General features: G+C 53.6%; 7 protein-coding genes and 1 pseudogene. 5 read left to right on the plus strand and 3 right to left on the minus strand.

Annotation, left to right across the window (positions count from 1 at the left end; genetic code table 11):
* The 5 genes and pseudogenes from Q0072_RS13690 to Q0072_RS13710 all read left to right on the plus strand — a co-directional run.
* Positions 1 to 105, plus strand: a pseudogene (locus Q0072_RS13690) (IS5/IS1182 family transposase); the annotation flags it as partial.
* Between the two features lie 150 nt (positions 106 to 255).
* Positions 256 to 1,086: a prolyl oligopeptidase family serine peptidase gene (locus Q0072_RS13695; protein ID WP_298331143.1), complete on the plus strand. Its 831-nt coding sequence runs from the start codon at positions 256 to 258 to the stop codon at positions 1,084 to 1,086.
* A gap of 245 nt (positions 1,087 to 1,331) precedes the next feature.
* Positions 1,332 to 4,244 carry a TonB-dependent receptor gene (locus Q0072_RS13700; protein ID WP_298331146.1) on the plus strand — a complete coding sequence of 971 codons (2,913 nt, stop codon included), beginning with the start codon at positions 1,332 to 1,334 and terminating at the stop codon, positions 4,242 to 4,244.
* A 162-nt stretch (positions 4,245 to 4,406) separates the two neighbouring features.
* Positions 4,407 to 5,243 carry a heparin lyase I family protein gene (locus Q0072_RS13705; RefSeq protein WP_298331148.1) on the plus strand — a complete coding sequence of 279 codons (837 nt, stop codon included), beginning with the start codon at positions 4,407 to 4,409 and terminating at the stop codon, positions 5,241 to 5,243.
* A 736-nt stretch (positions 5,244 to 5,979) separates the two neighbouring features.
* Positions 5,980 to 7,722 carry a glycoside hydrolase family 43 protein gene (locus tag Q0072_RS13710; protein WP_298331150.1) on the plus strand — a complete coding sequence of 581 codons (1,743 nt, stop codon included), beginning with the start codon at positions 5,980 to 5,982 and terminating at the stop codon, positions 7,720 to 7,722.
* A 369-nt stretch (positions 7,723 to 8,091) separates the two neighbouring features.
* On the opposite strand, the gene Q0072_RS13715 is transcribed toward Q0072_RS13710, so the two are convergent.
* The 3 genes from Q0072_RS13715 to Q0072_RS13725 form a co-directional block, all read right to left on the minus strand.
* Positions 8,092 to 9,684, minus strand: coding sequence for a family 43 glycosylhydrolase (locus tag Q0072_RS13715; protein ID WP_298331152.1), 1,593 nt, complete (start codon positions 9,682 to 9,684; stop codon positions 8,092 to 8,094).
* Positions 9,685 to 9,741: 57 nt separating this feature from the next.
* Entirely contained in the window at positions 9,742 to 12,330 is a 2,589-nt protein-coding gene (locus tag Q0072_RS13720; RefSeq protein WP_298331154.1) for a discoidin domain-containing protein, read from the minus strand.
* A 631-nt stretch (positions 12,331 to 12,961) separates the two neighbouring features.
* Positions 12,962 to 13,816, minus strand: coding sequence for a zinc ribbon domain-containing protein (locus Q0072_RS13725; RefSeq protein WP_298331156.1), 855 nt, complete (start codon positions 13,814 to 13,816; stop codon positions 12,962 to 12,964).
* Positions 13,817 to 14,092: the final 276 nt, after the last annotated feature.

Here is a 14,092-nt window from a genome sequence, read left to right on the forward strand (position 1 = left end):
CTCAAGCAGTTCAGGGGAATTGCCACACGATACGACAAAAATCCCCTTAACTTCCTTGCCGCTGTCAAGATTGTAGCCTCTCGCATCTGGATCAAAGCGTTATGAGTCTACGGCCTAGTAGAGGCCGGATTACAAGCGATTGTTTGTCTTCAGCACTTTCGTGCAGACAACGCTAAAGTTACTTTCTCTGTCAGTTCGGAGATCTAATCCTGCTCGACGTTGATATCGATATCATTCTGCGGAGTTGTCATTACTATGTCTCTTGTTGCTCCATCAGTGCCGCCGGAAGCGGATGAAATTATTACACTGTCCGAAGGTCCTCAGAACGTACTTGAGGGCGAGTGGCCGGAACGGCGTTATTACACCATAAATCGCCTTGAACTCGCGAGGTTTGCGGCCAAGGGCCGGCCGCAGGGGAGGGCGCTTGTTTACCCAGGTGGCGGATATCTTGATCTGGTGCATGACAAGGAAGGTATCGACATCGCCCTCTGGCTCTCAAATATAGGTATTGAGGCGTTTGTGGTGACGCACCGTCTTCCCGGGGCGAAGTCGCCAGACGGGGTATGGCCATTCGATATCGCTCTGAAGGATGGGCGCCGGTGTCTCGATTACCTGCAAAGCCTTGACCCGCTACCTCTCTTTCATGTCGGCCTGTCGTCTGGTGGGCATCTGGCGGCCGTCATGACCTGTCAGGCTCATCCTCTAGCCCCTGCCGGCGTGATAATCGCTTACGCGCCGATAAACGCGAATGCCCGATTCTATAAGGCTCCCGCCGGAAAGCCGGACTATCCGCCGCAAGAGAAGCAGGCCTTCTATGACGCATGGCCGATAGGCATAGAGCAGGAACCCCACGCGATACCTCCGGTGCCCGTCTTCGTGGCCTACGCTCTGCATGATAAGCCCGTCCCCGTCGATCATGCGCTCAATCTTGTGCGCACCATGCACAAGATGGGTGGCAGAGTCGACGCGCATATCTTTGCGCAGGCACCCCACGGTTTCGCTTTACGGGATAAAGCCGGAACCCACGCTGTCTGGGCTAAGCTAGCAGAAAACTGGTTGGCGCGTACCATTGAGGAGGCGCTTTAGGGGCGTGCCTAGCACCATCTCGGAGCATTCTCACAAAAGAGGATGGGCGCCCCAGCGGCAACCTACCTCGTTGTGACATTTTTAAAACACAACTCTTCGGGTTCGTGTCAGCATTTCAAATTTCTTGACTCGATTTGAAATATTCTGATATCGATATCTCAATTCCGGCTTTTGATATCATCGTGTTATCGATATCTTTAGCATAAGGGTTCAATGTTCGGGCGCTAGTCCCGTTGGAGGAAACGATGAAGACTATTGGAGCGCCTTTCGGGCGTGGTAATTTCTCGCGCATTTCGTACATCGCTCTCGTTGCGGGCCTCGGTCTTGCCGCAATGAGCGGATCCGCCAGTGCCCAGGCCAAGAAGGAAGACCCCAAGTCTTCCAAGCCGGCTGAGGAAGTCGAAACTGTCATTGTTACCGGCGTTATGGCTGCGACGAAGGCCAAAAAGGCCAATGTGTCCTACTCGGTTCTTAACGAGGAAGATATCAATCGCTTCACGCCGATTAGTGCCGACGATATGTTGCGCGATATGCCGGGTGTTATCGTTGAATCGAATGACGGCGTGGCTCGTAACGAGGTGTTCACGCGTGGCATGGTCATTGGGACCGGGACCAACACCACCGGTTATTTCTGGTCAACCATACTGGAAGATGGGCTTCCTACGACGCCGTTTAAATTCAGCGGGTTTCAGGACGGCTACTTCTACCGCGCCGACATTTCCACAAGTAAGGTCGAAGGCGTTCGCGGTGGCTCCTCGGCAACGGGCGTTCAGACGGCTATCGGCTCAACCTTTAACTATCTATCGGGCAAAATTCGCCCTGGCGCGGCTATCCAGACCCGGATCGGCTTGGAGGGCGAGGACTCGCACCTCTCCTGGAAGCAGGTCGATGGTTATTACGGCTGGTTGAACAAGAGCCGGGATATGGGCTTCAGTGCGAGCGGGTTTTACCGTACCTCGACGGGCCAGACATCGCCGGGTTACGATATCAACAAGGGCGGCCAGTTCAAGCTGAACTTCTACAAGAGCTATGAGGGGGCAAATGGTTCGTTCGGCTCGTTCAGTGTGACGGCCAAGCACTTGGATGATCAGAATGGAGAACTGACGGCTGCGCCAAACCCGGCGTATGGGTACAGTGATCCACAGGATATGCCGGGCTTTGGTCGCGATATCGACTTCAATATCAAAGGTAACGCCTCGCATTTAGTCCCCAACTACGGCGGGACGGGTTACCAGTTGCATGACCCGACCAAGGGTTATCGCTACCTGCAAGACGCTATCTGGGCGAAATGGGAGCACGATACGGGGGGCGCGTGGAACTTCAGTGCGTCGTTGAAAGTGCAGAAGTCGGGTGTGGAAGGAAACCAATTTAAAACTCGTACCATTGCGTCTATCAATAGCGACACGAACAGCCGGTCTTTGTTTGGTCTAAATATCAACAATCTTGATCGTACCCCTGGGTATTACGAGTATTATGACTCGACCGGCAACCTCGTCGCGCGCGTGGCCAACAACGTAGCCGGCTCGCAACTCGGTGTTGACTATCGTACTGGCACCGCTTGCCCCAGAGTGACGTCTACGACCTCGGCGGGGCGTTGTATCGTCTTAAACACGCTCCCAAATCGGAACATTGACCTGCGCGGAGGCTCTGTCACCTCAACCATACCCAGTACGGCGACGGCGACTCTTGGCCAATTCTTTACGGGGGTAATACCAGCGGGTGGCTCCGATAAAGACATGGTCATCTCAACCCAGGCTGAGTTCAGTCAGCGGGAGTCACGCGATGTCCTTGGCAACCTGACGGCTAACTATCGTGGCGAAAAGGTCAGCATGAACTTCGGCCTTTATTTCGCAAAGGCCAGACAATTTCATAAGGCCTGGGGTTCAGGCTTTGGTGTCTCCGCCTTGCAAGACGGCGGGATCGAAAACCTGAACGTCAAGTACGTTACCCAATCGGGCACCACCTATCAACTCACTGACGCGGGCGGCTGGGCCAATCTGGGGACGGGTAACACTTCGACCTTCTTCTTTAACTCCGCTCTTACTGAGGTTTCACCCTATTTTGGTGTTCAGTGGACCCCGAATTCGAAGTGGGACTTGAATTTCAGTGCAAAGCAGTCCTTCTTTACAGCAAAAACCGATGTCGAAAACTGGAACACAAACAATGCCAGCGCAACCAGCCTGACCAATGGCGGGCTCGATGGCAACCCTCTGACGGTTTACGACAATCTGAGCCGGGTTCTGAACGCAAACGGTCACGTCAGCAATGAAACCGACGTATCGATCGTCAACTACAGCGGCTCGATCGGCTATAATTTCACGAGCGATCAGAAATTGTACTATCGTTACACCATCGCCAATCAGGGGTCATTTGGCGCGATCAACCGCTATCAGACGGTTGCGAGTTTTGCCCGCCCATTGGGCCCGACGGCCAAGAACAAGGGGCATGAGGTCGCTTACACATTCAATGTACGCAACATGCCCTACAATCTGGGGCGCGCGAACGGTCAGGTTACTGCGTTCTACACCAGCTATTCGGTGAACGATTATCCGACGGCGATCGACACAGACAATGTCTCGACCTATCTGCTGCCTATCCATGACCAACTCTACTTCACTCGAGGTGTTGAGGCCTGGGCGAAGTGGAACCTGAACCGTAGCTTTGACTGGATGTCGTCTGTAACCTTCGCAAACGGCAAGGTGGTTGAGGAAATTCAATGGCGGAATACGGGGGCTAACGGTCTTGGCGCGGCGGATGATGAGTTCTCTCTCGTAAGCGCACCGATTAGCCGCTCACCGCGCTGGATTTTCAGTAACACGTTCAACTATCGCTATAAGGACTTTAGCTTCAGTGCCCGGCATCGCTGGATGGATGAACGCAAAGTCGCAAACAATCCGCTTGATACGCGTTACCTGCCGGCTCAGGACAATCTCGATCTTGCCATCCAGTACACGGGTATAAAGGACACGCGTATCGCTCTCGATATCCGCAACGCACTGGACACCACTTATGTTTCGCGCGTTGACACCATGATCGGCGGGACCTGGCCGACGAACGTGGTCGCCTACGACATCTATAATCAGTTGCCGGATTCGGCGACCCTTGTGCGACGCAACGCGCCCCGGTCGTTCTGGTTGACGATCAAGCACGATTTCTAGGGTCGTAAGAGAACGTTCAGAAGGAGTCGCGAAAGGTAGCTTGGCTATGCCAAAATTGTGTCGCTACCTTTCGCATTCTTACGTCTCGATGCAGCAAAGTATGAAGGCGGGTTCCGAGCGGGTTGAACGGAATCCATCTCTATCCATAAGGGTGAGGGACAGATGCTTCGAAAATTCAAGGAACGAGTAACCTACACTTTACTTATAGTATCAGTCGTGTCCGTTGCGGCTGTCGGGGCCTTGGCCGCTGCAACGACCTTTGTAGATACAACGGATCATAAGGAGTCCGGATTTTCAAACGGACAGATGACGCCGTTCGAGGCCGAAGCCGGGGTCACGACGCGTGGGAACTATATGCGCGTGGATCAGATCGAAGGGGAAACGGCCGTCAAGAGCTACTGGGCGCAGGCTAATTATAATGGAACCAGAGCTACCCGAGGTGCTGAGGCGCAACCCATAGGCCTGCAAATCCACACTGACGGGTGGTACGCATTTCGCTTCTATCTCCCCGCCGATTTCCCGACCGATAAGGAACTGGCGATAGCTCAGATTTTCTCGCGCGGCGGCTGCAGTTCCTGGTCTTCCATGGTCGTTGTCCGCAATAACAACCTGTTGGTATCCCGACGTTCAAGCAATGGCTGTACGGCGACTGTTGAACACATGCTTGCGACCGACATCCAGCACGGAACCTGGAATACCGTTATACTGCGCTTCAAGGCCTCCGATCAAAAGGCTGGAGAACTGAAAGCGTGGTATAACAATAGTAATGAACAATCTCCGGACATAAACATCCAGAATTTGAATTTTGGAGCGGGGACCTTCGTGAATGGAAGCCTTGATCCGAATGTAACTAACAATTGGATCAATCTCAAATTTGGTCAATATGACTATGATCATGCCAATTACACCGTTGGTGAAACGCGCACGATCTATTTTGACGACGTTTCGATGCTCCGGGGTAATCCGCAAGGGGCTTTCAGCATGGTCAGCCCCCAGTAAAGTGCAGTGTGCAGCCTGAAACTTATAAAGCTGAGTTTTCTGAAACGGCCTACGCGTGGTCCAAGGCTTACGCTAATTCGGAGGGGTCTTTGCGACCCTTCGTCGACATGAGTGGGCCGAGACGAAACAGTGACTTATCCGTAAGAGCAAGCCAAGCCCAGTGTTTTTCGCGGCCTGACAGGTTGGAAAATACCGCGCTTTGAGACACAGAGTATGAGCTTTTGTGGCTACGCCGATGCGTACGAACAGGAATAGTCAGTTTGTGTAGCTCGTGGCGGGCGGCGGGGGCGGTCGGGTGCACAGGGACTGCCCTGAAGACTTCAAGGCGGAGATGGCGGCGCGTTTATTGTTGCTGGGGGGAGTATGGGCAAGCGCTGGCCCAGTCGATCGGTGTCCAAAGCCTACGGTGAGGACCGCGGAAAAATTCGGGATTTGAGTATGCAACCTGTTCTCGTATGAGCGTGCTTACGAGTGAAAAGAGCGGCTTTATGGCGTGAATTGTTGTCCCGAGTGGTGTCGAAAGGAACCCACAACTTAGCGGTTAACCAGTTCGATTGCCACAGGGGACGGGCTGGCTGCTTGTGGACACGTTTCCGAGGTGGTCTTTGTGTTCTTGTCCGTTCTGATTTCGTCTCCTGTGTTCTGTTGGGCCATTCAAAGGTAATCACGATCAGCAAACCCTGACTTGGCGATCCGCACGAAAATATGATAGCGGTATCAAAAACGGAGGATTGTGATGCCTAACACCCGAAGCTTGAGTGCCGCACTGGCTTTAAGCCTGACTCTGTTTAGCGTGTGCGCAAGTCTGACAAGCCGGAGCGCTCATGCGGCTGAGGGTAGGGCTGCCTTTGACTGGTTTGAGTATAAGGGCTCGGATGAGGTCTTTGCCGAACCTCTGTCCCAAGACAGGTATCAAAATCCCATCCTGGCTGGATATCACCCTGATCCCAGCGTGGCACGGGTTGGTGAGGACTACTATCTCATCAACTCCACCTTTGCCTTTTACCCGGGAATTCCTGTGTTTCACAGTCGCGACCTCGTGAGCTGGACACAGATTGGAAACGCTATCGACCGACCGAGTATGATGCCGTTTGACAAACTGCACCTCGGTTATAACGGCATTTATGCGCCAACCATCCGCTACAAAGACGGTCTCTTCTACATCATTACGACTTGCGTGGGGTGTGGTGGAAACTTTGTGATTACCACCAAAGACCCCAAGGGGCCGTGGTCAGACCCCATATGGCTTCCGCACATAGAAGGCATTGATCCGTCATTGTTTTTTGACGACGATGGAAGGGTCTATATCGTTCATCACCGCAACCCGCTCAAACCACGCTATGACGCGCACACGGCTATTTGGATCATGGAGGTGGATCCAAAGACCTTCGCGCCCAGGTCGGAAGACATAATGCTGGTCGACGGTGGCGATAAGATGCCGTGGAACACGGACTACATCGAAGGCCCACACATCTACAAGGTTGGTGGACAATATTACCTTTCGGCGGCCGGCGGCGGCACGGGTTATTATCATGGGCAGTTGCTTTATAGAGCGGACAAACCTTTTGGTCCCTACGCAGCCAACCCGAACAATCCGATTTTGACGCAGTACGGTTTGCCCGACAGTCGCAAGAATCCCGTCACGGCCACAGGTCATGCCGATATGTTTCAGGACAGAAAGGGTCAGTGGTGGGCTGTGTTCCTGGGCACTCGCGTCTACGATCTGACGACCCCGCCGCAGGATCCTGGCCGTTTTGCCACGGGGCGCGAGACCTTTATGCTCCCCGTAAGCTGGAAAGACGGCTGGCCGGTGATTCTGGAGAAGGGCGTGGCTCTGCCCTATCGCCCCAAGCGCCCGGATTTGCCCTGGGATAAGCCGCCCGCGCTACCGACAACCGGGAACTTCACCCTTCATGAGAGTTTCGATTCCGAAAAGCTTGCGCCGCAGTGGCTGTTCATACGAACGCCCAAAATGCAGTGGTGGAACACTGCGGGTGGGAAACTGAACCTTGAACCCAGAGCAGATCGCCTGGCCACGGGCGGACAACCGTCATTTATAGGGCGCCGGTTGATGCACATGAGCGCGAGTTGGACCACAAAGCTGACATTCTCTCCCCAAACCGCCGGAGACGAAGCTGGCTTGATGGCCGTGCAGAACAACGAGCACTTCTTCGCGTTTGGCCTGAGTTTTAATTCGGCGGGTCAACCGGTACTAAAGGTTCGCAAGCGTCAGGGTGAAAAGGACCCAGAACAGGGGCTCACCCTTGCAGAAGTCAGGCTTAGCTCGAAGCCTGATGTCCCCGTCTACCTACGAACAAGCATCGACAAGGCCAAGATCAGCTTCAGCTACTCATTGGACAATAAACGCTTTGTCCCAGTGGTCGAAAACACCGACGCTTCTGCACTTACGACGGCTGCGGCCGGTGGATTCACAGGGGCGGTTATAGGCATGTACGCCGAGAAATCGATACCTAAATGAGTATGAATATGAGGGCGTGTCGGTTGGGTTTCGTCAAAAAATGACCGCTGGACGTCGGAATTTTTGGTTCGTGTCGACGTTGACCCTCTGCTGATTATCGCACGAACTGTTTGCATAGGCTGTTCCAGTGCCCAAAGCGTTCCGGCAAACCGTAGGATCCGAACAGCGTCTCATGTAGCCATCAGGTCATAAGGGTTTTTTGCGGGTGCCATCTCAATACACGGACAGTTCCGCACCACCGTGCCTCATTCCAAGTTTGTGTGGTAGCGCCGTATTTATCGGTCAGAGGCCAACCATCTTCAGGATGGCCATGTGGGTTTTATGTTGAGAATGGCAGACGCAGCGGGGTTGCTGCGCCTGCAGTATCAATTATTTTGCACAGTCAGGAGCCCCGTCAATTGGGGGTTTCGACTGAGGCGGTATGATTTTCGATCTGGATGAAACCTGCCATTCCAATACGCCAAAGGCGGCGTAGGTTTTTCCGTCGGTTGAGGCATCAAGCACTGCACGGAGGCAGCGCGTGGTTACCGGTTTAAAGGCGACCTTTGAATAGTCACCGGATTGGGTGGTGTAAGGTTGCGTTGGGCTCACAGCTTGCCATTCTCTTTCATCCCAGTACTCAATACGCCAGGCTTTAGGGATGGCAACACCCACGCCCGCCCCGGCGGGTTGGTCGCCCCAGAAATAGAGGCTGGTTCCATCAATGGTGACCGCCTTATCCCATTGGTATTGTATCCAGCCTTTAGGGGCATCGTTACGGCCGGTCCAGTTCCCCCACATGTCGGGCGGCAAGGGCGCGGGCGGGACTTTGCCGTCTGTAAGAGCTCGCAAACGATACTGAACCGGTAGAGGGGTATTAAAGGCCGTTATACGCGCGGTCAGGGCAACATTGTTTGTCGGTGTTGAATCAACTGGCGGGCGGGTCTGAACGACTTTTTTAATAGCGGGCGGAGAGACCGTGTCGTCCCAGAATAGCTCGTCGACCGCAACACTGCGACGGAAATGGCTGCCATCTTTGGCATCGCCATTGTGGTAGGCGATGTACCACTTGTCATTATAGGGGACTATGCCGGCATGGGATGTGGCCGAGGTTACCGGATCAAGAAAAACGCCGCGGTAGGTCCAGGGGCCGAGTGGGGAGGTGGCCGTGCCATATGCCTGGCAGGCATGATAAACGGCCTCGGTGCATGATGAGGTTGGGCTGGCATTGTTGGCGGCATAGGCCATGTAGTAGATGCCGTTTCGCTTAAAAATCCATGGCGCCTCAAAGAAACCAGTCAATGTCGTAACATCAATCGGCGTGCCTTTTGGCGTCTTCATGTCCGCCTCCAGTTCAATGCCTTTAAGCTGTCCGAACGTACCCCAATAGATGTAGACCCGACCGTCGTCATCAATAAGGACGGTCGGATCTATGTTGTGAATAGTGTTTCTGACCGGCGTGGATTGAGAGAGAATTGGACCTTCCGGGTGAAGGTCGGTATAGGGCCCTAACGGGCTGTCGGCAACGGCGACTCCGATGCCAAAACAGTCGTCTGAATCGCAGCTTTTGGCTCTGACTGGCGCATAAAGATAAAAGCGCTTATCTCTACCTTGAATGATTTGGGAGGCCCATGCCCCGTCCTCCTGTGCCCAGGCAAAGACTTTCTCAGGACGCAATATATCGGGGTAAAGCTTCCAATCCTTTGAAGCAGGATTACTGGCTTCAAAGATTTGCCAGTTCAGCATCTTAAAGCCGCCGGCGTCCACCGGTGCCTCGTCACGTCCGGACAGTATATAGAAAGTGTCGCCAACAACCAGTGGTGCCGGGTCAGCAGAATACCGGCTGCCGTCGGAAATCAGGGTGTTATAGTCTCGATGTATGGCAATGGATGCCGGCGGATTGAGCGAGGCTGGCTGAGCGTTAACGTTACCTGTGCACAAGGCCAGGCAAGCTGTCAGAACGGCATAGTTTGAGGGCGACATAATTCGTCTTCTTCAAGAGAAAGAGATTAAATGCGATGACTAAGCGAGCCTATGACCCTATTTCTCAAAGACCATAAGTTCGGTAAGGCCGGTACGACCCGGTGAATCATGTTTGAAGATGACGCGGATCTTGGGGGTCTTCACCGGCCTCACTTGAACGCTATTAACGGTTCCCTGTGTCGGCTGATCTGGTGTCATTGACACGATCTCCATCGGCTTCCATTCCAAGCCATTCCAAAAGATCAATGAATAACCAAGGGGGGAGCGAATACCTGCGCCGTCGCCAAATATATATTGATCTACACGTCCAATCGTCTTCTCCTCGCCAAAATCGAGCTGAACCCAATCCGTCTCATTGGGGGATTCAAAGGCCGTCCATCGGTTTCTGGAGTTGGATGAGAAGAATACCTTGCCGTCATTGACCTCTTCGACCTTGTCAAAATTGGATGTATAGGACGCACTTGCCCTGGGGTATTCCTGATTTCCTGGATTGAAAGCCAGATCATCGATTTCAGCCGTAGGTGCAGACAAGGGGAGAGTGGCATGGCCCCACGCCTCAATTTCTGACAATCCGGTGAAGCTGCCCGGGTTATGAATAAAGGTGAAGCGAAATTTTTCAGCCGAAACGGGAGCCGCGAAGCTGACAATATTCGGCCGAAGACCTTCGGGTTGTCTGGGATATTTGGTGCTTGCGGGCACTTTAAGCCATGTGCCGTCCTTCCAGTACTCAACCTCATAGTCTTTGGGTGGGCGCAACGTGTCCCCATCATCCAGGAAATAAAGTTTGAGCGAAGATACAGGCCGGACCGCACCAAAGTTCATCACCAAGGTATCGGACATATTTGGTGAGCCCTCCGTGGTCCAGCGGTTGGGCGGGGCGTTGAGATACCAGGCGACCCCGTCATTGAGCCGCTGCAACGCCGTCTTGGGATCACTGAAGGATGCTGTAAAGTTGGGGAAATAGCTGCCTTCATTATTAACGGCGAAGTTAATCGCCGCGTCAGTCGGCGGCGCAGGTACAGGGGCCGGTATGGCGACCTCAAGCTTTTGCAGCGTGGGAGAGTTGCCAGCGATATTGCCGTCGACGATCAGGGTCAGGCCCTTGCCCCGATTATAGCGCGTGCCGTCTCTGTCCCAGAGGATTGAAACATTGTGGCCGTGATATGAAATGTCATCCAAGGCAAAATAGGTCCACTCTGCCGGAAACAACGGATTAATCTCCAGAACGTCATCGGCACGGGGGCGCAAGCCAGCCAGTCCGGTAACGACGAGATCGATATAGGAGGAGTGGAAATAGTGCTCGCTATGGCCATCAACAATCTGCCAGGCGCCAGTGTCCGGATTGGCGGCTTCGGCGATGTAGGGCTTGCCCTCGTGGCGCTGGGTGACGGTAAAGACCTTTAGGAGTTTCAGGTAGTCTGCCTTGGTGACGTAAGGCTGGTCATAATTGTTAAGCAGGTTGGCCATCGCCTCAAGGGTTTGGGCTGTGGCGTAAGGCCATGAGTCGCCGCTCCAGACACAGCAGCGTGGCGTTATCTTGAACTGCGGGTCGTTCCGCTCGACCGTGGTCGGACCATAGGGCGCATAGAAGACCTGCGGGTCCATGACCGTCTTCCATGCCGCCGCATAATCGATCTTGGCCTTCGGATCGGGCAGGTTGAACTGCCAGGGCACAAATCCGATAAGTTCACGTCCGTAGGGGCTGCCGGCATGTGGGCCTGTTTGATAGGTCAGGCTATTGGCCTTGATTCCGCCCCGTTCGTCATTGGCGAACATGTGGAAAAAATGCTGCCGCTTAGGGTCCCATAAACGGGACTGAACCTTATCTCTAAGCGCGGTAGCCTTATCGGCGTAAAGTTTGGCGGTTGCCGTATCACCGGTAAGTGCCGAGGCGCGCGAAATGGCTAAGGCGTCTCCATACATATAGGCGTTCAGTGTCGGCCGATATCCTTCAGCGCCTCGGAACCAATCTTTGGTCAGGCGTGAATTGATGTTGGTTTCCATGCCGTCTTGCATGCCGTTCCAGACGAACATCTGCGCCCTGGTATCAAATCGCTCTCGCTCCCAGCCCTCGTATTGTGCCTTCATGTCAGGCAGAATCGACTGGATGAATGCCTTGTCACCCCAGGTTTCATAAAGCCCCCACATACTGGTACCGAACCAGTTGCTGTAGGCGCGCGGCAGAGCGCCCGGGACGTTAAACCAGTAACGGGCATAGTCACGCGTGATGCGCTGATCCCTTAGCCAGCGCATGTCTGAGAACTGCAAACCCACTGGAGCTATAATTGCGCCATAAGTGCCCGACCAAGCGGGCCGGTCAATGAATTCGGTAACCGAGTATCCGTGCGCCGGTGACCCGTAGACAAAATGCTTTGTCATCATGTCGAAGCGATAATAATAGGTGGCGTCGATCTCTGTATCCGGTGTTTCTAACATCGGCACATTTGCTGTGTACCAGTCCCAGTCCCGGTTATCGAGGAACGTCATCCGATCAAGGATAGCCCGGGGCTTAAGGACGCCATTTCGACCCACCTTGTCCTCGGCAGCAATAGCTGGCGTCGCCTGGGCATTTGAGGCTAAAGGCAGGGCGCATTGTCCCACAAGGGCAATGCCCGCGAGCAGGCTGTTGCGGATAAAGTGTCCCATGTGTTTCCCTTGTAGTTAGGCCTGTTCTTGATGTGCCCATGAATGGTATACGATATACCGCAATCGATGAAAATCAAGCCCGTGTTCAATAATATTATAATTAATGCGTTTTTCTTACCCCTGATGCTGTCACTTACAGCGCTGCTGGCGGCGCCCGGGTGGAGGGTTATATTGGGTGGGCAGCGCATTGATGCCGGTCAGGCACCGGCTCATCTCTCTCATGTCCGGTTTCGGGAACTCGTTGGTCACCAAATGTCGCATTGATGCCGGTGCCAGAAACTTGAGAAGGCGTAAGGGGGGGGGGCCGGTATACCTTCGTATGAATGCGGCGAAGATATATCGCAGTTTACTTCTCGCGGAACGGAATTAATCGAAATGATTTTGATGGAGTCGCCTTGCCTGGGCGCGTCGAGTCTCATCGATGTGCGAAACCGCAGGGGGCCGCGACGCAATGCAGGGAGACGTGACCAGAATCGCCCCGGATGGACACCATCCGGAGCGTGATGTATAGGTGGTGAAACTAGGAGTTCGGGCTCTTGGTTTTTGAATGACGTGGTGCCTGACCAGAGATATTTTTCATCCGAATTCAGCCTGAATCAGTTTTGTAAGAATATTTCTGTAAATCTGTAATTCAGTTTTTATTTTGCCATCTGTAGTCGTCGCGCTTGATGGATTCAAGTTTTTCTCTCAAATATTTGTCTGGCATCATAAGTAAAGTTCTATACTTCGCCGCGAAGGCCAGCCAATTTTCTTTTCCTGCATCATCGTACCCGCCGCTCGATTTTGGGTTAGGTTGCAAGATGGTATTTTCCAGAAGTAAATCAAACGGTTTTCGGAAATTGGCTGAAAGTTGAGCGTCCTTCCAGGTGCAGTTCGATAGTACGAAATTTAGCAGCCTTTTTCGCGATGCGCCTTGGTGTTTTTGGAAGATTTCCTCCGCGTCTCGGGCGAGGATCAGCAGATCCACACCTTCATTCATGTAGGCCTCGCTGGCTTCCTGGTACCGTCGCAGTTCGTCGTGGCAGCGCCGCATTTCATCCTGCCATTGGCTCGACGCACGTTTGTAGTATTCGGCGCTGATCTTCCCATCGAGCTTGTCGGTGTAGACGGCCTCGATACGCTTACCTAAGCGGTCGATCTCCCCAGTAAGTCGTGTGACGGCCAGTTCATGTTCTTCGCGCTCGGTGGCGAAGCTGCTCTTTAGAGCTCTGACAATCAGGTCATAGATGCCGGGGGTGGATTTCAGTCGCGACAGGATGGCGGCAAACTGTTCAGCCATGACCTCCTCGCGAACATATTTTTCGGGGCATTTCCCTTTGTATTGCGTGCAGTGATAATAGATGTAGCGGCCCTTTTTGATTTCTGCCGTGAGGGCACATCCGCAGTGGCCACATGACACCAGGCCGGAGAAGGTGAACTCGTAGGCATAGCCGCCGGTTCTTGGGATCCTTGCATCCACCCGCCCGTCCATGACGTCCTGCGCCATCAGCCACAGGTCCTTCGATATCAGGGCCTCGTGCCGGCCCTTGAATGCTCCCATCAACGTTAATCGCGACGAGAGCGTACTTCGCAGAGGCAGTTGCTTCAAACGATTCGGTCAGTTCTCTTCCGTGCGATCTTTCATCCGAGGTTTGAGAGTTACATGCTCCCCTGTATCCGGATCATAATTTATCACCTCGACCGTATTATTTATGCGAACGGTCAACCTTCCCCGGTTTAGATCATCCTCAGTCATGACCTCAAGCATAGGCTGCCCAGGGCA

Source organism: Asticcacaulis sp. (assembly GCF_027484505.1).
Classification (GTDB): Bacteria; Pseudomonadota; Alphaproteobacteria; order Caulobacterales; family Caulobacteraceae; genus Asticcacaulis.

What these genes read in the sequence shown, in the direction of transcription:
- Q0072_RS13715 (WP_298331152.1), bottom strand. Translation starts at nt 9,684, where the DNA reads ATGTCGCCCTCAAACTATGCCGTTCTGACAGCTTGCCTGGCCTTGTGC.
- Q0072_RS13705 (WP_298331148.1), top strand. Translation starts at nt 4,407, where the DNA reads ATGCTTCGAAAATTCAAGGAACGAGTAACCTACACTTTACTTATAGTA.
- Q0072_RS13725 (WP_298331156.1), bottom strand. Translation starts at nt 13,816, where the DNA reads ATGGCGCAGGACGTCATGGACGGGCGGGTGGATGCAAGGATCCCAAGA.
- Q0072_RS13700 (WP_298331146.1), top strand. Translation starts at nt 1,332, where the DNA reads ATGAAGACTATTGGAGCGCCTTTCGGGCGTGGTAATTTCTCGCGCATT.
- Q0072_RS13695 (WP_298331143.1), top strand. Translation starts at nt 256, where the DNA reads ATGTCTCTTGTTGCTCCATCAGTGCCGCCGGAAGCGGATGAAATTATT.
- Q0072_RS13710 (WP_298331150.1), top strand. Translation starts at nt 5,980, where the DNA reads ATGCCTAACACCCGAAGCTTGAGTGCCGCACTGGCTTTAAGCCTGACT.
- Q0072_RS13720 (WP_298331154.1), bottom strand. Translation starts at nt 12,330, where the DNA reads ATGGGACACTTTATCCGCAACAGCCTGCTCGCGGGCATTGCCCTTGTG.